General features: G+C 73.7%; 18 protein-coding genes and 1 riboswitch. Of the genes, 8 read left to right on the forward strand and 10 right to left on the reverse strand.

Annotation, left to right across the window (positions count from 1 at the left end; genetic code table 11):
* Positions 1 to 200: 200 nt before the first annotated feature.
* Genes OOK41_RS05395 through OOK41_RS05415 form a run of 5 tightly spaced genes read right to left on the reverse strand, consistent with a single transcriptional unit; the run spans position 201 to position 5,969 of the window.
* Positions 201 to 959 carry an ATP/GTP-binding protein gene (locus OOK41_RS05395; RefSeq protein ID WP_266263176.1) on the reverse strand — a complete coding sequence of 253 codons (759 nt, stop codon included), beginning with the start codon at positions 957 to 959 and terminating at the stop codon, positions 201 to 203.
* A complete protein-coding gene (locus OOK41_RS05400; protein ID WP_266263177.1) occupies positions 937 to 1,437 on the reverse strand; it encodes a DUF742 domain-containing protein in 501 nt (166 codons plus the stop codon). Before OOK41_RS05400 ends, OOK41_RS05395 begins: the two co-directional genes overlap by 23 nt.
* Positions 1,434 to 1,907 (reverse strand): roadblock/LC7 domain-containing protein, encoded by a 474-nt coding sequence (locus OOK41_RS05405; protein ID WP_117664864.1) that lies wholly within the window; start codon positions 1,905 to 1,907, stop codon positions 1,434 to 1,436. The genes OOK41_RS05400 and OOK41_RS05405 overlap by 4 nt, the downstream gene beginning before the upstream one ends.
* Positions 1,904 to 4,747, reverse strand: a complete 2,844-nt coding sequence (locus tag OOK41_RS05410; RefSeq protein ID WP_266263178.1) for a nitrate- and nitrite sensing domain-containing protein — start codon at positions 4,745 to 4,747, stop codon at positions 1,904 to 1,906. Before OOK41_RS05410 ends, OOK41_RS05405 begins: the two co-directional genes overlap by 4 nt.
* Complete coding sequence (locus OOK41_RS05415; protein WP_266263179.1) at positions 4,734 to 5,969, reverse strand: hypothetical protein; 1,236 nt, start codon at positions 5,967 to 5,969, stop codon at positions 4,734 to 4,736. Before OOK41_RS05415 ends, OOK41_RS05410 begins: the two co-directional genes overlap by 14 nt.
* A 373-nt stretch (positions 5,970 to 6,342) precedes the next feature.
* Here OOK41_RS05415 and OOK41_RS05420 point away from each other — a divergent pair, with 373 nt between their 5' ends.
* Both OOK41_RS05420 and OOK41_RS05425 read left to right on the forward strand, forming a co-directional pair.
* Positions 6,343 to 9,213 (forward strand): alpha/beta fold hydrolase, encoded by a 2,871-nt coding sequence (locus OOK41_RS05420; protein WP_266263180.1) that lies wholly within the window; start codon positions 6,343 to 6,345, stop codon positions 9,211 to 9,213.
* Positions 9,213 to 10,085 carry an ABC transporter permease gene (locus tag OOK41_RS05425; protein WP_266263181.1) on the forward strand — a complete coding sequence of 291 codons (873 nt, stop codon included), beginning with the start codon at positions 9,213 to 9,215 and terminating at the stop codon, positions 10,083 to 10,085. Before OOK41_RS05420 ends, OOK41_RS05425 begins: the two co-directional genes overlap by 1 nt.
* Before the next feature lie 872 nt (positions 10,086 to 10,957).
* Here OOK41_RS05425 and OOK41_RS05430 read toward each other — a convergent pair.
* A complete protein-coding gene (locus OOK41_RS05430) occupies positions 10,958 to 11,329 on the reverse strand; it encodes a VOC family protein (RefSeq protein ID WP_117664869.1) in 372 nt (123 codons plus the stop codon).
* 87 nt (positions 11,330 to 11,416) lie between these two features.
* Here OOK41_RS05430 and OOK41_RS05435 point away from each other — a divergent pair, with 87 nt between their 5' ends.
* Positions 11,417 to 12,373: a YafY family protein gene (locus OOK41_RS05435; RefSeq protein ID WP_117664870.1), complete on the forward strand. Its 957-nt coding sequence runs from the start codon at positions 11,417 to 11,419 to the stop codon at positions 12,371 to 12,373.
* Between the two features lie 79 nt (positions 12,374 to 12,452).
* Here OOK41_RS05435 and OOK41_RS05440 read toward each other — a convergent pair whose 3' ends face one another.
* On the reverse strand, positions 12,453 to 13,163 hold the full coding sequence (locus OOK41_RS05440) for a hypothetical protein (protein WP_266263182.1): 711 nt from the start codon (positions 13,161 to 13,163) through the stop codon (positions 12,453 to 12,455).
* A 59-nt stretch (positions 13,164 to 13,222) separates the two neighbouring features.
* A complete protein-coding gene (locus OOK41_RS05445; protein ID WP_266263183.1) occupies positions 13,223 to 13,687 on the reverse strand; it encodes a hypothetical protein in 465 nt (154 codons plus the stop codon).
* A 187-nt stretch (positions 13,688 to 13,874) separates the two neighbouring features.
* Positions 13,875 to 14,006: riboswitch (SAM riboswitch) on the forward strand.
* A 12-nt stretch (positions 14,007 to 14,018) separates the two neighbouring features.
* On the opposite strand from OOK41_RS05445, the gene thrC reads away from it, so the two are divergent.
* Together thrC and OOK41_RS05455 are read left to right on the forward strand one after the other, a co-directional pair.
* Positions 14,019 to 15,305 (forward strand): threonine synthase, encoded by a 1,287-nt coding sequence (thrC, locus tag OOK41_RS05450; RefSeq protein ID WP_117664873.1) that lies wholly within the window; start codon positions 14,019 to 14,021, stop codon positions 15,303 to 15,305.
* Between the two features lie 371 nt (positions 15,306 to 15,676).
* Positions 15,677 to 16,696 (forward strand): GNAT family N-acetyltransferase, encoded by a 1,020-nt coding sequence (locus tag OOK41_RS05455; RefSeq protein WP_266263184.1) that lies wholly within the window; start codon positions 15,677 to 15,679, stop codon positions 16,694 to 16,696.
* Positions 16,697 to 16,724: 28 nt separating this feature from the next.
* Here OOK41_RS05455 and OOK41_RS05460 read toward each other — a convergent pair whose 3' ends face one another.
* Positions 16,725 to 17,216 (reverse strand): hypothetical protein, encoded by a 492-nt coding sequence (locus tag OOK41_RS05460; protein WP_266263185.1) that lies wholly within the window; start codon positions 17,214 to 17,216, stop codon positions 16,725 to 16,727.
* An 88-nt stretch (positions 17,217 to 17,304) separates the two neighbouring features.
* Here OOK41_RS05460 and paaN point away from each other — a divergent pair, with 88 nt between their 5' ends.
* On the forward strand, positions 17,305 to 18,978 hold the full coding sequence (paaN, locus tag OOK41_RS05465; protein WP_266263186.1) for a phenylacetic acid degradation protein PaaN: 1,674 nt from the start codon (positions 17,305 to 17,307) through the stop codon (positions 18,976 to 18,978).
* Positions 18,979 to 19,068: 90 nt separating this feature from the next.
* On the opposite strand, the gene OOK41_RS05470 is transcribed toward paaN, so the two are convergent.
* Positions 19,069 to 19,548 (reverse strand): N-acetyltransferase, encoded by a 480-nt coding sequence (locus OOK41_RS05470; RefSeq protein ID WP_266267734.1) that lies wholly within the window; start codon positions 19,546 to 19,548, stop codon positions 19,069 to 19,071.
* Positions 19,549 to 19,886: 338 nt separating this feature from the next.
* On the opposite strand from OOK41_RS05470, the gene OOK41_RS05475 reads away from it, so the two are divergent.
* Both OOK41_RS05475 and groL read left to right on the forward strand, forming a co-directional pair.
* Positions 19,887 to 20,090, forward strand: a complete 204-nt coding sequence (locus OOK41_RS05475) for a cold-shock protein (RefSeq protein ID WP_117664878.1) — start codon at positions 19,887 to 19,889, stop codon at positions 20,088 to 20,090.
* A gap of 1,059 nt (positions 20,091 to 21,149) precedes the next feature.
* Positions 21,150 to 22,772 carry a chaperonin GroEL gene (gene groL / locus OOK41_RS05480; RefSeq protein WP_117664880.1) on the forward strand — a complete coding sequence of 541 codons (1,623 nt, stop codon included), beginning with the start codon at positions 21,150 to 21,152 and terminating at the stop codon, positions 22,770 to 22,772.
* The last annotated feature ends 31 nt before the right edge of the window (positions 22,773 to 22,803 follow it).

Below are 22,803 nucleotides of genomic sequence, written 5' to 3' on the forward strand. Positions count from 1 at the left end.
GAGGGTAGCCGCCGGGGAAAGGAAGGACCCCGCACAGCGCCGCCGGCCGGGACGGGACCCCCACGTCACCCCGGGTCGTCGCCCGGCGGACCGGCCGGCCGGTCCGCGTCCCCACCTGGCGGGACGCCGGTCGTCGCCGCGCTCGGGACGACGGCACCCGCCACCCTTCCAGTGAATCGGACCCCGAGGCGGGGCCCGGTTCAGTCCCGCCGTTCCTGGCTGGCCCGGTCCAGCGCCCGGTCGAGGACGACCAGCAGGGCGTCCCGCACCGAGAGCCGGTCCCGGGCGTCGAACCGCACCAGGGGCACCTGGTCGCCGATGGCCAGGGCCCACCGGATCGAGGTGAGGTCCAGGGCCAGCCGGCCGTCGAAGGCGTTCACCCCGACGACGAACGGCAGCCCGGCCCGCTCGAAGAAGTCGATCGCCGGATAGCAGTCGTCCAGCCGGGCGCTGTCCACCACGACCAGCGCGCCGAGCGCTCCCCGGGCCAGGTCGTCCCACATGAACCCGAACCGGGCCTGGCCGGGGGTGCCGAAGAGGTAGAGCTTGAGGCTGCGGTCGATGGTCACGCAGCCGAAGTCCATCGCCACCGTGGTGGTGGTCTTGCCGGACCGCCCGCCCGGGTCGTCGATGCCGATCCCGGCGCTGGTCATCTCCGCCTCGGTGGTCAGCGGAGCGATCTCGGAGATGGCCCCGACCGTGGTGGTCTTGCCGACCCCGAACCCGCCGGCGATGAGGATCTTGACGGGGATCGGCGGCGCGGCCCGGCCCGTACCGGTGTCCGGCGCGGCGTGCTGCGGCCCGGCCGGCGGCGGGTAGGGCGGCGGCGGGACCGTCGGGGTGGCGCGCCCGGTGGCCGGCGCGGCGCCCGCCGGAGTGCCGTAGCGGGTGGCGGCGCTGTTGGCGGCGAGCCCGCCGAGCGGGGCCACCGGCCATTCAGGAGATCGCACGGAGTCCATCAATCACTCGCAGGATGATGTCGGGGTCAAGGGCGTCCTCGGCCGTGCCCACGTGCACGTCGAGGTGACCGGCGGCCCGCAGGTCGCCGACCAGGACCCGGGTGACGCCGAAGTGCATGCGGGCCCGGGCCGAGATCTCGGCGACCGAGATCGGCTCGCCGCAGAGCGCGATGATCGCCTGGAGCTCCGGGGCGAGCCGGGACGCGGGTGCGGCGGTCCACCCGCCGGCCTCGGCCCGGGCGGTCACCTGGGTTTCCAGCCCGATCGCCGGGTCCGCCCCGGCCACCCGGCCGGCGGTCAGCACGAACGGGCGCGGACCGGCCGGCCGCGCCGGCTCGGGGTCGGGCCCGGGGTCGGGGTCGGCGGGCCCGCCGGGGACGCCGGGCCCGCCGTCGCCCGGGGACGACGCCCGCAGGTAGGGCCGGATCCGGACCACGGGTTCCGGATCCGGCCCGGTGCCGGCGACGTCCGAACTCACTGCTGGACGGCGTTCTTCAGCTCGGCGATCAGTCGCGGGGTGAGGGCGCCCCCGGCCCGCCCGGCGAAGAGGGTCATCTCGTACGCCACGGTGCCGAGGTTCGCCGACCGGTCGGCGACCACTCCGAGCACCGATCCGCTGCTGATCGCACTGATCAACAGGTAGCCCTCGGTCATGTCGACGATCACCCGGTTCAACCCGCCGAGGGCGTACCAGCTCGCCGCGCCGCCGGCGAGGCTCGTCATGCCGGAGACCACGGCGGCGAGGCGTTCGGCGTTCGACCGGTCCTTGATCGCCGACATGGCCATCAGCAACCCGTCGGAGGAGACCGCGATCGCCTCCAGCACCCCGGCGGTGCTGGAGGTGAACGAGTCCAGCAGCCAGTTGAACGTCCGGGCCTCCGGGCTGAGGTCCCCGGCGCCGGGGTGGTTCTGGTGCTCGACGTTGTCGTGCAGGAACGGGCTGGTCACCGTTTTGATCCCTCTTCGTAGCGGCGGGCTGGACGGATTTCGCGCAGAGCACGGGCGACGCCCGCCTCGAACTGGTTGATCAGGTCCCGCACCTCGGCCGGGTCACCCGGATCGGCGACCGGCCGGGGCCGGGGCGGCGGGACGGTCAGGCTGGCGCCGGGGACCCGCCGGCTCAGCAGGGGCGCCTCGGCCGCCTCGGCCGGGTCGCCGGGGCTCCGCAGCCCCGCCCGGCGTACCCCGGCCTCGAACTCCTCGACGAGGGCGCGGGCGGCGGCCGGGTCGGCGGTGGACGCGTCCACCGGGCCGGCCACCGGCCCGGTGCGGGGCAGGCTCGCCCCGGGGACGCGCTGCCGGATGCCCGATCCGCCGCGCAGCGCGCCGGCCACCGATCCGACCGACCCGGCGACCGGCGGGGCCGGCCTGGCGGGCGGCGCGCCCGCCGCCGGGGGCGCCGGCCCGGTCGCTGGGGCGGGCCGGTCGGCGGGCCCGCCGAACAGCGGCCCGGCGGGGAAGGAGGTGCCCCGGGTCCGCACGGGCAGCGGCGGCGCGGCGGTGCCGGCCCCGCCGACCGCCGCGCCGTCACGGTGCGGCCCGGCCGCGCCGGGGGCCGCCGGGGGAGCGGCGGCACCGGACACGACCGGCGTGACGCGGGCGGTCGGCGGGGTGATCACGGGCGGCGGGCCGGCGGCGAGGGCTCCGGTCGGGCCCGGCCCGGCGGCCCCGGCGGTCGGGGCCGGCGCGCCGGCCCCGAAGGCGTTCCAGGGCTCGCCGGACGCCATGGACCGGGTGGCCCGGCCGAGTAGCTCGTGGTCGAGCCCGGGCGACGCCGTCGGGTCGAGCGGGTCGGCCACGACCGTCGGACGGGGTGACGCGGCGACGGCGGCCAGGGCCCGCCCGGGGCCGACCGGCCCCGGGCGGGCGAGGGTGGTCCGCCGCTCCCGGCCCGGCACCGCCGCCCGGGCCACCGTGGCCCCCGCCCGGTCGGCCGGCGGGACGACCAGCAGCGCCGACGGGATCTCCAGCCGGGCGGTGACCCCGCCGCCGGCGGTCGGGACGAGGTCCACGGTCCAGCCGTGCCGGCGGGCCAGCCGGCCCACCACGAACAGGCCGAGGACCTCGGTCGGGACGAGGTCGAGCCGCTCCCGGCGGGTGAGCCGGGCGTTCTCCTCGGCCAGCCGATCCTCGGTCATCCCGATGCCCCGGTCCACCACCGACAGCCGCACCCCGCCCTCGGTCGGCGCGGCGGTGACCGCCACCCGGGTGTGCGGCGGCGAGAAGACGGTGGCGTTCTCCATCAGCTCCGCCGCCGCCAGCACCAGGTCGCCGACGATCGCCGGTGCCGCGGACACGCCGGGCGGGACCTGCACGTCGACCCGGGTGTAGTCCTCGATCTCGCCGAGCGCGAGGCGCACCGCGTCGGCCAGCGGCACCGGGGCGACGTGCCCGTCGGCGCCGGTAGAGCCGGAGAGCACGACGAGGCTGCCGGCGTTGCGGCGCAGCCGGCTGGAGACGTGGTCCAGGCGGTACAGGTGCTCCAGCCTGGTCGGGTCGGTCTCCTGCCGCTCCAGCCGGTCGATGAGCGCGATCTGCCGGCCCACCAGGTTCTGCGTACGCCGTCCCACGTGCCCGAACATCTGCGCCACGTTGCGCCGCCCGGCGACCTGCCGCTCCACCAGCCGCGCCGCCGTAGCCTGCACCCGCTCGAACGCGCGGGCCAGGTCGCCGACCTCGTCCCGCCCCCGGGCGTCGACCGGGTCGAGGCGGATCGGCGGGACGCTCTCGCTCTCGTCGTCGGCGACCCGGACCAGCTCGGCCTCGGCGGCCCGGGCGACCCGGTCGGCGCTGTGGGTGAGCCGGGTCAGCGGGCGGGCCACCGTCCGGGCCACCGCCACGCTGAGCAGCACCACGACCAGCAGGATGGCGAGCGCCGCGGCGCCGACCAGCCAGGCGGCGACGAGCGCCCGCCGCTGTTCGGCCCGCACCTGCGTGGTGACATCCGCGATGATCTTCTTCTCGACGAACTGGCCGAGGGTGATCATCGAGCGGACCGACGGGAAGAGCGTGTCCAGCGGGATCATGGAGATCGCGGCGACGGGGTCCTGCACGCTGTGGGCGAGGAACGTCGGGCTGGTCCGGGCGGCCACCGCCGCGTCGTCGAGCAGGGCGAGCTGGCGCTGCTCCGGGGTGACCAGGCTGCGGAACCGGTTGTTGTCCACGTTGAGCGTGGCCATGCAGGTGATGTAGCTGGCGGAGACCTTCGGGTCGCCGGTGGCCCGGACCAGGACGATCAGGGTGGCGCACGCCCCGATCGCCTCGTCGGCGCGCAGCAGCGCGTCCAGGGCCAGCACCTGCTGGCCGATCGTGGTGGTGGTGTCGACCTGCCAGGGCAGCCGCAGCGACTCGATCAGCGCCATGGAGACCGGGCCGAAGGTCTCCATGATCTGGGCCGGGGCGGCCCGGCCGGCCAGCACGGCGGTACGCAGATCGGCCAGCCGCCGTACCCCGTCCAGCGCGGTGGCGACCCGGGCGGGAAGCTGGTCGCCCAGTTCGGCGCGCAGGTCGGCGACCCGGTCGTCCACGGTGGCCGACGCCTGGATCAGCTCGGTGCGGGTGACCCGGCCGAGCAGCAGGCCGACCGAGAGCAGGCGCTCCTGCTGGATGCCCTGCACCAGGGTGCCGACCCGGCTGGCCACCCGGACGTTCTCGGCGGTGGCTGCGGCCCGCTGGGCGGTGGCGATCCGGTCGAGCACCACCGGCACGGCGAGCCCGACCATGCTGAGCAGCGGAATGATCACCAGCAGGGCGAGCTTGCCCCGGATGCGGAGCCTACCGAGCAGCATCGAAGGGCTCCCACCGTTCGGCGTCGGTGGCGCGGCCCTGCCCGGCCGGCTGGAGCGTCCGGGGCTCGGCGGGGGCGAGCGTGCCGAGCGGGGCGGGTCCCCGGGGCTCGCCCGGCGGCTGCCAGCCGGTGCCGCCCGGCGACGCGCCAGCGTCCGCGTCGGCCCGGTGCTCCCCGACGGCCCGCCAGCCGGCCCGCCGGTACGCGGCGAGCAGCGCCGCCCCGAGCGCGGCGACCAGCAGGACGGCCGCCCCGGCCGCCGCCCCGGCCAGCCACCGCTCCCGGTCGAGCCGGTCGATCCGTTCCCGCAGCAGCACGTCCAGCTCGTCGAGGATGACCGGTTGGAGCTGCCGGGCGGCGCTCTGCGCGTTGTCCCGGGCAGTGGTGAGGTCGGCCGGTCCGCCCGCCCCCGGGGCACCCTCGGTGCCGGCCCGGCCGGTCGGGGCGGAGAGCGCGGCGAGCCGTTCGACGGCCCGCTGGTAGTTGTCGAGCGGGGTGAGCACGTTGGCGCCGAGCTTGGTGCTCTCCGTGCTGTCGACCGCCGCGCGCAGGTTGGTGACCAGCTCGGTGGCTGGGCCGAGGGCGGCCACCCGCAGGGCGGCCAGCTCGGACACGGTGCGGATCCGCTCGGCGGCCGGGCGGCGGGCGGCCAGGGTGGCCAGGTCGGCGAGGCGGCCGGCGGCCACGAGCGCCTCGGGCAGCTCGTCGCTGACGGCGTCCTGAAGGAAGAACGAGTCCGACTTCGGGTCCCGCATCAACCCGGACCCCTCCCGCACCTTGCGGTGCAGGGCCAGCAGCAGGTCGGTGACCTCGCCGTACGCGACGAAGGCGGCCTCCGGGTCGGTCAGCGTCCGGTCGGGCAGCGCCTCCAGCTTGGCCCGCAGCCCGGTCCACCGGTCATGGGCGCGTAGCTGGTCGCCGACGCGGGTGTCCACCGAGGCGGCGTCCTCCACCGCCAGGTTCAGCGCCTCGCCGGACGCGGTCCGCCCGGCGACGGCGGCGGACTGGGCGTCGATCAGGGCCAGGGTGACGGGGCCGAGGGCCCGCAGGTACTCCACGCCCATCCGCTCGCGGACCGCCAGCCCCCGGTCGTCGTCGGTGAGCCGCCGCTGCTGGACGAAGAGGAACGCCACCGGCGCGAGCAGCGTCACGACGAGCAGCAGCGGCAGCACGCGACCCGGGAGGGCGGGCCGTTGACGGACCCGCTCCGCGGGGACGGTCATGGGTGTCTCCTCCGGTGACGACGGGGGACGGTGCGGGTGTCGGGGGTCGCCGATGCAGTCCCACTCACCGGACCGGAAAACTAACCGACCGCGCAGGGCCGGCAGAGCCGCCGGCCAGTCAGTTCTGCGTCACTTCGAGCGATGTCACGTCGCGTGCATCGCGAAGGCACCCTCGGTGGCGATAGTTCCGTTGACATGGATGGATCGGGTGCGGTTTCAGAAGGAACATCGGAATTCACGTGATCCGAATTCATCTCACTGGGCCGCGCCGGACCCTGCGCGGTCGATCCGATCCGGCCGCCGAACGGACTCACCGGACGGACGTACGGAGGATCTCAGTCAACGCTCAGGGACGGCCCCGTACCGTTGCCGCATGAGATCGCCGTTGTCGGCCGCGCCGGTCCGACGGGCCCTGGGCACCCGCCGCCGCCGGATCGTCGCCGGATCGGTGGCGGCCGTGCTGGTGGCCGCCGCCGTGGTGTGGGCGACCCGGTCCGACGAGGCCGGCTTCCGCACCGAGTCCGCGCTGGTCACCGTCCGGTCCGGGCCGGCCGGCGACGAGCCGGTGGACCTGGACACCACGTTCTACCTGCCGGACGACGCGTCGGCCGGCCGCAAGGTGCCGGCGGTGCTGCTCGCGCACGGCTTCGGCGGCACCAAGGAGTCGGTCCGAGCGGATGCCGAGGACCTGGCCGCCCAGGGGTACGCGGTGCTCGCCTGGACCGCCCGGGGCTTCGGCCGCAGCGGCGGCCAGATCCACCTGGACAGCCCGGACTACGAGGTGCGGGACGCCGAGCGGCTGCTGGACTGGCTGGCCGCCCGCCCGGAGGTGCGCACCGACGCCGCCGGTGACCCCCGGGTCGGCGTGGTGGGCGGCTCGTACGGCGGCGGCCTGGCCCTGCTGCTGGCCGCCCAGGACCGGCGGGTCGACGCGATCGTTCCCATGATCACCTGGAACGACCTGTCCCGCGCGTTCCTGCCGGAGAGCACCGGCAAGGCCGCCACCTCCGGCGTGTTCAAGAAGGGCTGGGCCGGGATCTTCTTCGGCGGCGGCGGCAACGCCGGCTCCGGCCCCGCCGGGCTCTCCGGCACCTCGGCCGCCGAGCCGGAGGGCGCCCCCGCCTCGGCCGGGCCGCCCGGCCCGGCGCCGGGCTCGGGGCCGGGCACCGGCTCCGGGCGCGCCCCGGCGGGTGCGGCGGACCCGGCCTGCGGCCGGTTCGCCGCCGACGTCTGCGCCGCGTACCTGCGGATCGCCACCACCGGGCGGGCCGAACCGGCCGACGTGGACCTGCTGCGCCGGTCCAGCCCGGCCGGCGTGCTGGAGAAGATCAAGGCGCCGACCCTCCTGGTGCAGGGCGAGGCGGACAGCCTCTTCCCGCTCGCCGAGGCGGACGCCAACGCCCGTGGCATCGCCGCTGCAGGCACCCCGGTCCGGGTCGCCTGGTACACCGGCGGCCACGACGGCGGCGCGGGGCCGCGCAACGACTCCGACCGGGTGAAGTACCTGACCCTCCAGTGGCTGGACCACTACGTGCGGGGCTCCGGAGGGGCACCCGGCGACGACTTCACGTACTCCCGGATCGCCGGCTTCGACGCCCTCGACCGCGGCCTGGTCGCCACCGGCTTCCGCACCGCCGACTACCCGGGCCTGGCCGGCGACGGACGCCGCGAGGTCGCGGTGACCGGGCCGGCCCAGCCCGTCGCGAACCCGCCGAACGGCAACCCGGCGGCCATCTCCTCGGTGCCGTTCGCCGGCGCGCTCGGCTCGCTGCTGGACGGGGTGGCCGGCGACGTCCCCGGCCAGCACGCCCGGTTCGAGTCGCAGCCGCTGGCCGAGGCGGTGGACGTGGCCGGCTCGCCGACCCTCTCGATCCGGGCGGCGTCGCCCACCGGGGAGGCGGTGCTGTTCGTCAAGCTCTACGACGTCGACCCCGGGGGCGCGGCGACCCTGCCGAACGGGCTGGTCGCCCCGGTCCGGCTGACCGGGCTGCCGACGGAGATCGGGGCCGCGCCGCCGGTCACCGTGACGCTGCCGGCGATCGTCCGCCGGATCGAGGCCGGGCACCGGCTGCGGATCGTGGTGGCCACCACCGACCAGGCGTACACCACGCCGGCCGAGCCGACCGTCCACACCGTGGCGGCCGGCGACGGCCCGGTCGTGCTGCCCACGGTGGCCGGCGAGCCGATCCCCACCACGGCCACCGTCTGGCGCTGGGTGCTCGCCGGGCTGCTGGCCGCGATCGCCGTCGGGCTCGTCACGGTCGTCCTGCTGGCCCGCCGCCGGCACCGCCGCCAGGACAGCTCGGTCCACCCGCAGTACGCGGGGGTCCCGCTGGCCGTCCGGCAGCTCCGCAAGGAGTACGCCGACGGCTTCGTCGCCGTGTCGAACGTCGACTTCGAGGTGCATCCCGGCCAGGTGGTCGGCCTGCTCGGGCCCAACGGCGCGGGCAAGACCACCACGCTGCGGGTGCTGATGGGGCTGACCCAGCCGACCGCCGGGGAGATCTACGTCTTCGGCCGGCGGCTGGTGCCCGGCTCGCCGGTGCTGTCCCGGATCGGGGCGCTGGTCGAGGGGCCCGGCTTCCTGCCCCACCTGTCCGGCCTGGACAACCTCAAGGCGTACTGGCGGGCCACCGGGCGGCCGTGGGCGGAGGCGCACTTCGACGAGGCGCTGGAGATCGCCGGGCTCGGCGACTCGGTGCACCGCAGGACCCGTAAGTACAGCCACGGCATGCGGCAGCGGCTGGCCATCGCCCAGGCCATGCTCGGCCTGCCCGAGCTGCTGGTGCTCGACGAGCCGACGGACGGCCTGGACCCGCCGCAGATCGCCGAGATGCGCCGGGTGCTCCAGCGCTACGCCACCGACGGGCGGGCCGTGCTGGTCTCCAGCCACCTGCTCGCCGAGGTAGAGCAGACCTGCACGCACGCGGTGGTGGTCAACAAGGGGCGGATCGTGGCGTCCGGCCCGGTCGAGCAGATCGTCGGCGAGTCGCCGAGCGTGCTGTTCGACGTCACCGACCCGGCCGCCGCGCGCGACGTGCTGGGCCGGCTGGACGGGGTCACGGTGCTGCCGGACTCCGACGGGAACCTGGTGGTGGACACCAACGGCACCGCGCGCAGCGAGGTGGTGGCCGAGCTGGTCCGGGCCGGGATCGGGGTGGACCGGGTGGTGCCGCGCCGCCGCCTGGAGGATGCGTTCCTCGCCCTGGTGGGCGAGAACTCTCGGGGAAGCGGGGACCGGTGATGGCGCAGTCGTCCTCCACGGTGGGCGCGGCGGCGGGCTACCGCCCCTCGGCCACCCTGCCGTTCGCGGCGGAGTTCCGCCGGCAGGCGTCCCGGCGGCGTACCCAGCTCGCGCTCGGGTTCATGGTGCTGCTGCCGTTGATCATCCTGATCGCGTTCCAGTTCGACTCCGGCGAGGACGACCGCAACGGCGGGGGCGAGTTCGCCAGCCTGTCCGACCTGGCCACCTCGGGCGGGCTGAACTTCACCCTCTTCGCGCTGCTGGTCTCGGCGTCGTTCCTGCTGGTCGTGGTGGTGGCGCTGTTCTGCGGCGACACGGTCGCCAGCGAGGCGAGCTGGGGCAGCCTGCGCTACCTGCTGGCCGTCCCGGTGCCCCGGGCCCGGCTGCTCGCGGTGAAGCTGCTGGTCGCGCTCGCGTACTCGGCGCTGGCGCTGCTGCTGCTCGCCGGCACCGCCCTGCTCGCCGGCACCCTCCGGTACGGCTGGGAGCCGCTGCGCAGCCAGGTCGCGGCCCAGCTCGAACCGGGGGAGGGGCTGCTGCGGCTGCTGGCCGTGCTCGGCTACCTGGCGGTCGTGCTGCTGGCGGTGGCCGGGCTGGCGTTCCTGCTCTCGGTCGTCACGGACGCGGCGCTCGGCGCGGTCGGCGGGGCGGTGCTGCTCTGGATCCTGTCCAGCATCCTGGACCAGATCACCGCGCTCGGCGGGATCCGGGCGTTCCTGCCGACCCACTACAGCAGCGCCTGGCTGGGCCTGCTGTCCACGCCGGTGCAGACCGACGACGTGGTGCGCGGCTGCATCTCGGCGATCGGCTACGCCACCCTGTTCTGGTCCCTGGCCTTCTGGCGCTTCACCCGCAAGGACATCACGAGCTGACCGCCGAACCCGGCCGATTGCCGGCCACAAGTCGGCGCAGCACCTTGATCGTTTGATGATTAATGAGACGACACGCCGGGTGTCTTCTCCAATTTCAGCAAACGATCAAGGAGGGTGCTGACTGCCAGGCACGTTGCGCTCAAGCAGGACTTGCCGGGTCCGGCCCGCACGGGCCGTCGTGGTCGGCGTTCGCTACATGTCCTGAAACCATTGTCCGATTTGGCGGGTGGCTCGTGGCGTTCAGGTATGGAATTCAGAAGGACAATGAACTCATAGAGACTTACAACGAATGACAGAAAGATCGGCCTTGCGGCGTCGGCAGGTCATCGGGGCACTGGCACTGCTCGCAGTTTTCCTAACAGTGGCAGCTGCCGCCTTCATCTGGCCAGATGCGTCTCCACTCATCCGGGCTGTTGGCAGCGTCCTGATCGTGGTAGGGATCCTGCTACTGGGTTCGGGCGTGGTGTCGTGGCTGCGACGGCGACGAGCCGGAAGTTGAGGCTCAGCACGTAGGAAGACGGTGGGGGTGGAAGCCGAGCGGGACTTCCACCCCCACCGTCCGGCGTTGCCGGAACTAGACGCCGGTTACCGCGATCGACGCCGCCGCCCATTGGCCCGACATCGGGCACACCACCGCCACGGCCCTCCGAGCTTTTTGCCGTGTTCGGTGGCTTGGTCACGGTCACGCAGGTTGACGGCCTGAGCGCAGCCCGCCTTGCCGTCGCGCGGAGCCCCGCATCCGCGCGGCGGTGCTGGGTTTGACCGGGGCGGAGACCTTGGCCGAGGCCGCCGGACCGTTCCGGACGATCCGAAGTAGCGCCATGCATATCGCCACGATCAACGAATGGATCCGACCAGAAATGAAACGTAGCCTAGCTCTGGCCGCTCAGGCAAAGGCAGAATGGGTGGCCTTCGGGGTCGAGTAAGACCCGCCATCGTTGCCCGCCGGGCTGAAAGTCCGGCACGGTGGCGCCCAGTGCAAGACAGTTCGCCTCAGCCTCGCCCAGGTCATCAACCGCAAGGTCAAGGTGATACCGCTTGGCGTCGGTGCCCTCGGGCCAGGCCGGCGGCTTGTAGTCCGGTACGCGGCCGAACCCGATCGCCGTCGTGGTATCGGTGATCATCGCATATTCCTCCTCACTGTGCGTGACCGGCCAATTTAGTACCTGCCCGTAGAACACGGCCAACTGACGAGGATCAGAACAGTCGATGTTGAACATGATCAGCTTCGCTGCGGCAGCCATTCGAGCTCCCTTCGTTCGTTCGCTTCGCCATCACAGTGCCACCGATACCCGACAACCCTTGTCCAGTACGGATGGCAAACTGCCGTAGTGCGCGCTTCCAGGATGCTGGCCCTGCTGATGCAGCTACAGGTACGCGGTCAGCTCACCGCTCGTGAGCTCGCGCAGCGTCTAGAGGTCAACGAACGTACGGTCCAACGCGACGTGGAGGCCCTTGTGGCAGCCGGCGTGCCGGTGCGGTCGGTCCGCGGCCCTGCTGGCGGATACCGGCTGGAGGGCGGCTACCACACCCGGCTCACCGGCCTGGGCGCTGACGAGGCGACGGCGCTGGCCTTCCTCGGCCTGCATGGAGTCGCCGATGACCTCGGACTCACCGCGATGCTCGATACGGTGCGCACCAAAGTGTTGGCGTCACTGACCGGAGAGGCCCGGCAGCGAGCTCAGCGCAGCGCGGAACGGTTCCACCTCGACCCGGTCCGCTGGTACGGCCGGCGGGAACCGACGCCTCGCCTCGCGGATCTGGCCGCCGCGGTCTGGCGTGACCGTTGGATCCGCATCGGCTACGTGCGCAGTGGCACGCTCACAGAACGGACCGTCGAACCCCTTGGGCTCACACTTGCTGCTGGCGACTGGTACCTGGTAGCCCTGCGCGACGGGCAACGGCGCACTTACCGGGCATCCAGGATCCGCACGGTGGAACTCCTCGACGAATCCGTGCACCGCCCCGCCGGCTTCGTCCTCGCGGACACCTGGACCCAGTCCCGCCAGGCAATGGAGACCGAGCACGCCCTCATCGAGGTCACCGTACGGATCACGACAGCAGCCCTGCCCCGGCTGCGTCGTCTGGTTGCCGTGACGGGGCAGGACCGGATCGACCTCACCGCCACCGGCGACGACGTGGAACTGACCATCCCCTTCGAAGGTGAGAACTGGGCGTGCACGGCGCTGCTCGGGCTCGGGCCAGCGGTACAGGTGTTGGCACCAGCCACACTCCGGGCGCGGATGGCAGCTCAGACGCGGGCCGCCTCAGCCCGGTATGAGAGCTGACCGACCGGGCTTATGAAACAGCTAGGCGTAGGGAGGTGTCCGGAGTGGAGGTACACCGCCCTGCCGGCAGCGCGATCCGTTACGGCTTGTACGCCGCGTCGGTGTGGCTGACCTCGGTGAACGTGCTGCCGGAGAGCTGGTAGTACGAGGTGCGCCGGATGTCCAGCTCGGCCATGCTGCGGTCGGCGGAGCGGGTCAGCCAGACGACCTTCGCCCGGCCGCCGGACACGGCGATCGAGACGACCGGGGTCCGGTCGTCCAGTTCGGCCAGGCTGCGGTAGACCGGCTCACCGTCGGCGTTGTGCCACACGACCAGCGTGTAGAAGGTGCCGCTGCCCCCGCCGTTGAGGGCGACCGCGCCGACCGCGTCCGCCGCGCCGTCACCGTCGAGGTCGCCGATCCCGCAGGGCTTCTGGAGGGTGACCGTGTCTCCGTCCTCGCCCGACCAGACGCCCCCGGCCAGCGGGAGGTAGTCGGCGTACCCCTGGTAGGGGACCTTGGTGCTGCCGACGTGGGCGCCGGCGAGCTGCTCGCAGGTCAGCGCGGGCACCTTCTTCGGCGCGGGCTTCGGCGGCGCGGTGGTGGTGCCGGCGACGGTCGGCTCCGGCGGGGCGGTGGGACCCGTCGTCGCCGGGGTGGGCTCCGGGTCGTCCTCCACCGGGGCGGCCGGGTCGTCGGCGGCCGGAGCGGTGGTCGTACCCGCCGAGGAGGTCGACCCCTCGGCGTCGCAACCCGCGGTCAACAGGCAGGCCAGGGCGAGGATCGCGAAGCTGGGCAGGGTCCGGCGCATCGGCCAGTTCCTCTCTCGGGGGTGGTTGCCCGCACCGTAACGGCCCCGCGCCACTCAGCTCAGCCGGTCGGTCCTCCGCACACCCGCCACTGGTCGCCCTCCTTGACCAGGGTGATGACCTTCTCCCGGTCCGCGGTCGTGATGGTCACCTCGGCGCTGGTGTCGCCGTTGGTGGTGCTGACCTGGGTGTTGGTGACCCGGTACCCGCCCAGCGGCGGCTCGGCCCGCCAGGCTCGGGCGAACTGCGCCTCGGTCACCTGGCCGCGCAGGCGCTCGCAGAGCCGGGCGTACGCGGCCGGGTAGTTGCCCGCCTTCGTGTCGTCCAGGTACGCGGTGGCGGCGTCCCGGGCCGGGGCGGTGGCGCCCTGCACGCTGCGGAACAACCAGAAGCCGCCGCCGACCGCGCCGGCGCAGCAGAGCAGCGCCACCACGGCGACCACGATGATCACAATGCGGGTCGTCCGGCTGAGCCCGCGGGACTTCGGGGGTGGCCCGGGCATGCCGGGCGGCGGGGGGTACGTCACGCCGTGAGCGTAGAAACCCCAGGCCACCCCCCTTGCGTGCACCACCGGCACCGATCTCGCCGATGGTGGCGACATCGATGCCCTCGGTGACGGTGTGATCTATTCGACGCCCCCGGAACGGCCACCCGCTGGGAACCTCGGGTGGCGGCGCCGGGAATCCGCCGTAGACTCAGGCGCACAACTGAATACCTCATCCAGAGGGGCAGAGGGACACGGCCCGACGAAGCCCCGGCAACCACCCGCGCGCTCGACGACGAGCGGTGCGGACAGGTGCCAATTCCGTCCCCGCCGCAGGGTGCGGTGTGGGGAAAGATGAGAGGACCTCCTCGACATGACGTCGACCCTCGCCGCGCCCGGCATCGACACCACCGCCAGCCCCGCCCGTGCCCTGGTCTGCCGGGCCTGCTCCGCGCGCTACCCGCTCGCCGCGCAGCACGCCTGCTACGAGTGTTTCGGCCCGTTGGAGGTCGACTACGACACCGCGGCCCTGGCCCGGGTGACCCGCGAGCAGATCGAGGCCGGCCCGCAGAACCTCTGGCGGTACGCCGCCCTCCTCCCGGCCGGCCAGGACCCCGCCACCCGGGTGACCGTCGACCCGGGGCTGACCCCGCTGGTCGCCGCGCCCAACCTCGCCGCCGAGCTGGGCATCACCGCCCCGCTCTGGGTCAAGGACGACAGCGCCAACCCCACCCACTCGTTCAAGGACCGGGTGGTCTCGGTGGCGCTCACCGCCGCCCGGGCGCTCGGCTTCACCCGGTTCGCCTGCGCCTCGACCGGCAACCTGGCCAACTCGGTCGCCGCGCACGCGGCCCGTGCCGGGGTCCCCTCGATCGTGTTCATCCCCGGCGACCTGGAGGCGGGCAAGGTGGTCACCACCGCCGTCTACGGGGGCGAGCTGGTCGCCATCGACGGCTCGTACGACGACGTGAACCGGCTGTGCGGCGAACTGGTGGAGACCGACGAGTTCGAGGACACGGCGTTCGTCAACGTCAACGTCCGTCCGTACTACGCCGAGGGCTCCAAGACCCTCGGGTACGAGGTGGCGGAGCAACTCGGCTGGCGCATCCCGGCCCAGGTGGTCATCCCGATGGCCAGCGGCGAGCTGCTCACCAAGATCGACAAGGCGTTCAGCGAGCTGGTCGAGATCGGCCTGGTCGAGGCCCCCGTCGGCGGCTGGAAGGTCTTCGGGGCCCAGTCGGCCGGCTGCAACCCGATCGCCACCGCCCTGCACGCCGACAGCGACATCATCACCCCGGTCCGGCCGACCGGCATCGCCAAGTCGCTCAACATCGGCGATCCGGCCGCTGGCCTGTACGCCCTGGAGGCGGTACGGCGCACCGGCGGCTGGATGGAGTACGTCGACGACGACGAGATCCGCGCCGGCATCCGGCTGCTGGCCCGGACCACCGGGGTCTTCGCCGAGACGGCCGGCGGGGTGACCGTGGCCGTGCTGCGCAAACTCGTCGAGTCCGGCCGGCTCGACCCGGCGGCGGAGACCGTGGTGTTCAACACCGGCGAGGGGCTGAAGACCATCGACGCCGTCGCCGGTCAGGTCGGCCCGACCCACCGGATCAGGCCCTCGCTGCGCGCCGCCCGGGACGCCGGCCTGCTCGGCTGACCCGGCCCCGATCGAGACGGTGTGTGGCATGTCGCATCCTCCCGTGCCTCAGGGGACGCGACATGCCGCACCCGGAGAAGATTGCCTGGCCATCCGGTCGGTGGACAGGCGGATCAGCCGGACGGGGGATGGGGCGGATCCGCCCGGTAACCGACTTTTTGCCCTCGGTGAGAGAAACCCGCCGCCGAGGACTTGACGGCAGGAACCGGACGGCGCAAGATGCTCCGTGCGGGAGGGCGTTTCGCCGAAGACTTTCAGTTCTTGCGACCCAACGCCGGAGGCGTTGTGCGATCGTCCCTCCCGACCACGTCCGATCGGGCCGGCGATTAATTCGCTGGCCCGATCGTCTTTTCCGGGTCACCCTCGGCTCCATGGGCATCACGATCACGCCGGTCGACCCGGCAGACCAGGGCGCGGTCGACGCGGCGTACCGGATCAGGGCGGCGGCCGACGCGGCGGACGTCCCCGACTTCCCCCCGCCGTGCCGGCGGCGGCTCGAGGCCGCGCTCCGCCACCCGATGCCGGGCTGCGTGCCGGTCTGGGCGCTCGCCCACCGCGACGGCGTGCCGGCCGGCTACCTCGGCCTGGAGCTGCCGCAGCTCGACAACACCGACAACGCCACCGTGGAACTGTTCGTGGACCCCGCGCACCGCCGGCACGGCGTCGGCCGGGCGCTGCACGAGCACTGCCTGCGGGTGCTGCGCGGGCAGGGGCGCAAGCGGGTGGTCGGGATGGCCGTCTCGGCCCTGCCCGACGGGCCGGGACGCGACGGGGCCGGCGGCGCGTTCGCCGCCGCGGTGGGCGCGCGACCGGCGCTCGCCGAGGTCCGCCGCCGGCTCGACGCCGCCCGGGTCGACCCGGCCGCGCTCGACACCCTGCTCGCCGACGCCCGGCCGCACGCCGCCGGCTACCGCACCGTCGGCTGGCAGGGGCACGCCCCCGAGGAGTACGTCGCCGAGGTGGCCCACCTCGACGGCCGGCTGATGGCCGACGCCCCGATCGGGGACCTGGAGTGGGAGCCCGAGCGGATCGACGTGAAGCGGGTGCGCGGCATCGAGCGGGCGCTCGACGCCCGGGGGCGCCGCCGCTACCACCACGGGGCGGTGCACGTGGCGTCCGGCCGGCTGGTCGCCTGGACGGTGCTCGACGTCGGCCCCGACCTGTCGTGGCACGCGTTCCAGCAGATCACCATCGTCGACCCGGCGCACCGGGGACACCGGCTCGGGCTGCTGACGAAGGTGGAGAACCTGCGGTACGCCCTCGGCCACGAGCCGGCGCTGCGCGCCGTGGACACCTTCAACGCGGCGGCCAACGGGCACATGATCGCGATCAACGAGCGGCTCGGCTTCCGCCCCGTCGACGCCTGGACCGACTGGCAGCTCACCCTCTGACCGGGCCGCCGGTGCGACGCCCGGCGGTTCAGCGCCGCGCCGGCCCCGGTGGCGGCCCGCCACGCCGACGGTGGTCGCGGCCCGCGCGCCGGGCCACCAGCCGGGCCGCCCAGGGGCGCAGCACCGGCTCGGGGTAGCCGCCGGCGGCCAGGCCGGCCCGGCGCTCGAAGACGTTGCCCCGGCCGTAGCTGCCGGTCAGCGCGTACGACCAGGCGCAGGCCAGCCAGTACGCGGGCCAGAACAACGGCCCGAGCAGCGCGTACTGGCGGGCGTGCCGGGTCTCGTGGCCCAGCAGGTCGGCCCGGTCGGGGTGCAGCAGCCACTCGGCGGGGCGCCGGGTCAGGATCACCGAGCCGACCGTGAAGCACTCCTGCCTCGGCACCGGCAGCCGGTACCCGCCGGCCACCACCAACCCGTCCGGGGTGCGTACCCGGGCCGTGCGGGCCAGGACGGCCAGCGCCAGCCCGGCCGGGGTGGTGCCATTCAGCCAGGTGGCCCGGGTGCAGGCGCGTTGCCGCATCACTCCAGCATGCGGCGGCCGGGCCGGGGTCACCAGCCCTGGTGCCGGCCCCTACTGTCCGGTTCGCGGCTGGGGCATGATGGCGGGCATGACGGAGACCCCGCATCCCCTGTACGACAGGCACGCCGACACCCTCAGCCGTGCGCTGACCGCGATCGCGGAGCGCGGGTACTGGTCCGCCTATCCGGAATCACCCAGCCCCCGGGTGTACGGCGAGACCGCCGCCGCCGACGGCAAGGCGGCCTTCGAGGCGTACCTGGGCGGTGACTTCCCGCTCGACCAGCCGGGCGACGGCGACCGGGTCGCCACCGAGGCGAGCCCGTTCGGGCTGGAATTGAACGTCCGCTACCCGCACGCCGGCGTCGACGAGCTGGTCGCCGCCGCCTCCGCCGCGCTGCCGGCCTGGCGCGACGCCGGCCCGCAGGCCCGGGCGGGGGTCTGCCTGGAGATCCTCGACCGGCTGCACAAGCACGTCTTCGAGCTGGCCAACGCGGTGCAGTTCACCAGCGGCCAGGCGTTCGTGATGGCCTTCCAGGCCGGCGGGACGCACGCGCTGGACCGGGCGCTGGAGGCGATCGCCTACGCGTACGCGGAGATGACCCGGCACCCGGGGACGGCCGGCTGGGAGAAGGCCGCCGGCAAGGGCGACCCGCTGCGGATGACCAAGACGTTCCACGTGGTGCCGCGCGGGGTGGCTCTGGTCATCGGCTGCAACACCTTCCCGACCTGGAACTCGTACCCCGGGCTGTTCGCCTCGCTGGTCACCGGCAACCCGGTGGTCGTCAAGCCGCACCCGCGCGCGGTGCTGCCGCTGGCCATCACCGTGCGGTACGCCCGGGAGGTGCTCGCCGAGGCCGGCTTCGACCCCGACCTGGTGCTGCTCGCCCCCGAGGCCCCCGGCGAGAAGCTCGCCTCGACGCTCGCCCTGCACCCGGCCGTGAAGATCGTCGACTTCACCGGCTCCACCGAGTACGGCGACTGGCTGGAGGCCAACGCCCGGCAGGCGACGGTCTACACCGAGAAGGCCGGCCTGAACACGGTGGTGGTCGACTCCACCAACGACTTCGCCGGGATGTGCCGCAACCTGGGCTTCACGCTGACCCTGTACAGCGGCCAGATGTGCACCACCTCGCAGAACCTGCTGATCCCGGCGGGTGGGATCGCCACCGACCAGGGGCACAAGAGCTTCGACGAGGTGGCCGCCGGGATCGCCGCATCCGTCACCAAGATCACCGCCGACCCGGCCCGGGGCGTCGAGCTGACCGGCGCGATCGTCAACGACGGGGTGCTGGAGCGCCTCGACGAGGTCACCGCAGTCGGTGAGGCCGTGCTCAAGTCGCGCGCCGTCGAGCACCCGTCCTACCCCGGCGCGGTGGTCCGCACCCCGACGATCGTGAAGCTGGCGGCCGGCGACACCGGGACGTACTCGCGGGAGTGGTTCGGGCCGATCTCGTTCGTGATCGCCACCGACTCCACCGCGCACAGCCTGGAGATCCTGCGGTCGACGGTGGGGGAGAAGGGCGCGCTGACCGCGGCCGTCTACTCGACGGACGAGGCGGTGCTGGACGCGGCCGAGGCGGCGGCGATCGACGCCGGGGTGCACCTGTCGTGCAACCTGACCGGGGGCGTGTTCGTCAACCAGTCGGCGGCGTTCTCCGACTTCCACGGCAGCGGCGCGAACCCGGCCGCCAACGCGGCCCTGACCGACGGCGCGTACGTGGCGAACCGGTTCCGCGTCGTGCAGAGCCGCCGCCCCGCCTGACGGGTGGGCAGGGGCCCTGCCCGGCGCGGGACGTCGGGCTGGGCCCCTCCGTACCGCCCCCTCCGCACCGCCCGCTGCGGGCCGGGGCGCTCAGGCCGGCCGGCGCATCTGGAGTTCGCGCAGGGCGGGAATCCTCGGGTGGGGGACCCGGACGCCCGTGTCGACGAAACCCAGCCGCTGGTACGCCCGGTAGGCGCGGTCGTTGCCGACCACCACCTCCAGCATCAGTTCCGGCCGGCCGCACTCGCGGGACCAGGCGGCCACCGCGTCGACCAGTTCCGCGAGCAGGCCGGTGCCCCGTCGCCGCGGCGTGACGTAGACGGCGTACACCACGGTCAGGCCCGGCTCGTCCGGGGCGACCGTGCCGCCGGCGTGCCCCAGGAACCGGCCGGCGGGACCGCCGGGGCGGTCGGTGCCCGGGTCGGCGACGAACTGCGCGGTGTGCCGGCCGACGGCGACCGAGGCGATCCGGGCGGCGTAGTCGGCGTGCGGGCGGGCGGCGGCGTCCGCCAAGGTCTCCAGGAAGGCCAGCGGGGCGTCGGCGAGCATCTCCAGCCGCAGCGCGCGCATCCGGGCCGCGTCCCACGGGGTCACCCGGCGGACGACGGCCGCCCGCCTGGCCGGGGCGGCCGTCCCGCCCGACCCGGGAGGCCCGGCAACCAAGGGGCGGGGACCTGCTGTCATCCCGCATGCTTACCGCAGTGACGTACGCCTATGTAGCTCCGGGTGGAGGTCGGTCCGATATAGCCCCTTTTGCGGTCGTGCGCTGCCGTGACGGCTCGTGTACCGTGCGATTTCGGTCACTGTATTCGGGGTCGTCGTCGACCCCGGAGCAGGTGGTCCGGGGCCGCCGGTTCCCGCCGGCGTCCCGCCGGTTTGGCAGGCCGCGCGACGTGAGGAAGTGCACCGTGGCACAGGGCACCGTGAAGTGGTTCAACGCCGAAAAGGGTTACGGCTTCATCGCCGTCGACGGGGGGCAGGACGTCTTCGTCCACTTCTCCGCGATCGAGATGGACGGCTACAAGGCGCTGGACGACGGACAGCGGGTGGAGTTCGAGATCGCCCAGGGGCAGAAGGGCCCGCAGGCCGAGCGGGTCCGCGTCGTCGTCTGACCCGCCGAGCGGTTCCGGGGTCCGCGGGCGGGCGGACCCGGGCCGACCGGCACGTGCCCCAGCGAATGTCCCGTGCCCCAGCGAACGGCCGCGCCGGCCGGATGCGATCGACCGCGACGGGGCGGCGACGCGGGGCTGGTTCTTGACGCGGGGAGTCGGCTCGCCCGGTGCGTCGGCGTGCTGCGCCGCAGCCGGCGGGCGCTCCCAGGGGTCCCGGCGCTCTCTCGCGCCCTGCTGACGCTGGTGCTGGCGGCCCGCCGCCGCACCTCGGCTGCCGCCCACCCCGGTCGCGCCGCCGGTGCCCACGCCGCCCGGCGTGCCGCCGGCCCACGGCTCGACGGCCGCCCCGGCCTTCCCCCGGCCTGCCGGCCGTTCCGTCGCGCTCGCGCGGAGCCGGCTCGGCCCGATGTCGCCCTTCGAACGCGTACCGTCCGGTGCGACCGGCTCCGGGCCTGCCCCGCCATCCTGGGTCCGCCCGCCCGGCCGTTGGCTCGTCCGGCCCGGCTGTTGGCTCGTCCCGCCCGGCCGTTGGCTCGCTCCGCGCGCCCGGGCTGTCGGCCCATGCGGCCCCGCCAGACGCCCGGAACGTCGTGTGCGCCGCAGCCCCGGCCCTCGGCGGCCCCGGCCCACCTGGTCGGGCCCACCCGCCCGGCTCGTCTGAGTGAGCCGGGCGTGACGTGCTCCGGGGCGGCGGGCGTACGGGCCCGGTGACCGTCGTCCTGCTGGCGGGTGAACTCGGCTGAACCGGCCGGCGGGCCGTGCTGGTCAGGACGCGTGGGTCGGGCCCGGACACGGCATCGTGCTTGCACTCGGCAAGGCAGAGTGCTAAACAAGTCATTGGCACTCGCATACCGTGAGTGCCAGCGGTCGGGGCGGTGGGGCCACGGCCTCCCGGCGGGCAACCGTCGGGTGGCACATGGCCGGTCGTCGCGGGCTATCCGGCCCGGCCGAGGAGACGTCGTCGTCGCCAGGTGGCGACGTCTCAAGGTGCGTACACCAGGCGGCCCATCCGGGACACACACTCGGGTGGCCCGTGAGTGTCCAGGAGGACAACGCCGTATGGCCAAGATGATCGCGTTCGACGAAGAGGCTCGCCGCGGCCTCGAGCGGGGCATGAACCAGCTCGCCGACGCCGTGAAGGTGACCCTCGGCCCCAAGGGCCGCAACGTGGTGCTCGAGAAGAAGTGGGGTGCCCCCACCATCACCAACGATGGTGTGAGCATCGCCAAGGAGATCGAACTCGAGGACCCGTACGAGAAGATCGGCGCCGAGCTGGTCAAGGAGGTCGCGAAGAAGACCGACGACGTCGCCGGTGACGGCACGACGACGGCGACCGTCCTGGCCCAGGCCCTGGTTCGCGAGGGCCTGCGCAACGTGGCTGCCGGCGCCAACCCGATGGCCCTGAAGCGGGGCATCGAGGCCGCCGTGGCCAGCGTCTCGGAGGAGCTGTCCAAGCTCGCCAAGGACGTCGAGACCAAGGAGCAGATCGCCTCCACCGCCTCCATCTCCGCCGGTGACAGCACCGTCGGCGAGATCATCGCCGAGGCGATGGACAAGGTCGGCAAGGAAGGCGTCATCACCGTCGAGGAGAGCAACACCTTCGGCCTGGAGCTTGAGCTCACCGAGGGTATGCGCTTCGACAAGGGCTACATCTCCGCGTACTTCATGACCGACCCGGAGCGTATGGAGGCCGTCTTCGACGACCCGTACCTCCTGATCGTCAACAGCAAGATCTCCTCGGTGAAGGACCTGCTCCCGATCCTGGAGAAGGTCATGCAGTCGGGCAAGTCGCTGCTGATCATCGCCGAGGACATCGAGGGCGAGGCGCTCGCCACCCTCGTGGTCAACAAGGTCCGTGGCACCTTCAAGTCGGTCGCCGTCAAGGCGCCGGGCTTCGGTGACCGCCGCAAGGCCATGCTGGCCGACATCGCCATCCTCACCGGTGGCCAGGTCATCAGCGAGGAGGTCGGCCTCAAGCTGGACGCCGTCGGCCTCGACATGCTGGGCCGCGCCCGCAAGGTCGTGGTGACCAAGGACGAGACCACCATCGTCGACGGTGCCGGCGACGCCGAGCAGATCCAGGGCCGGGTCAACCAGATCCGGGCCGAGATCGACAAGAGCGACTCCGACTACGACCGCGAGAAGCTGCAGGAGCGCCTGGCCAAGCTGGCCGGCGGTGTTGCGGTGATCAAGGTCGGCGCGGCCACCGAGGTCGAGCTCAAGGAGCGCAAGCACCGCATCGAGGACGCCGTCCGCAACGCGAAGGCCGCCGTCGAGGAGGGCATCGTCCCGGGTGGTGGCGTCGCGCTGGTGCAGGCCGGCAAGAGCGCCTTCGACAAGCTGGACCTGACCGGCGACGAGGCGACCGGCGCGCAGATCGTCAAGATCGCGCTGGACGCCCCGCTGCGGCAGATCGCCGTCAACGCCGGCCTTGAGGGCGGCGTGGTCGTCGAGCGCGTCCGCAACCTCGACGCGGGTCACGGCCTGAACGCCGCGACCGGCGAGTACGTCGACCTGCTGGCCGCGGGCATCATCGACCCGGCCAAGGTGACCCGGTCGGCGCTGCAGAACGCCTCGTCGATCGCGGCGCTCTTCCTCACCACCGAGGCCGTCGTCGCGGACAAGCCGGAGAAGACCCCGGCTGCCCCGGCTGGCCCGGGCGGCGGGGACATGGACTTCTGAGTCCAGCTCCACCGAACGCCGAAGGGGCGGG

It is taken from the genome of Micromonospora sp. NBC_01655 (assembly GCF_026339755.1).
Taxonomy (GTDB): domain Bacteria; phylum Actinomycetota; class Actinomycetes; order Mycobacteriales; family Micromonosporaceae; genus Micromonospora.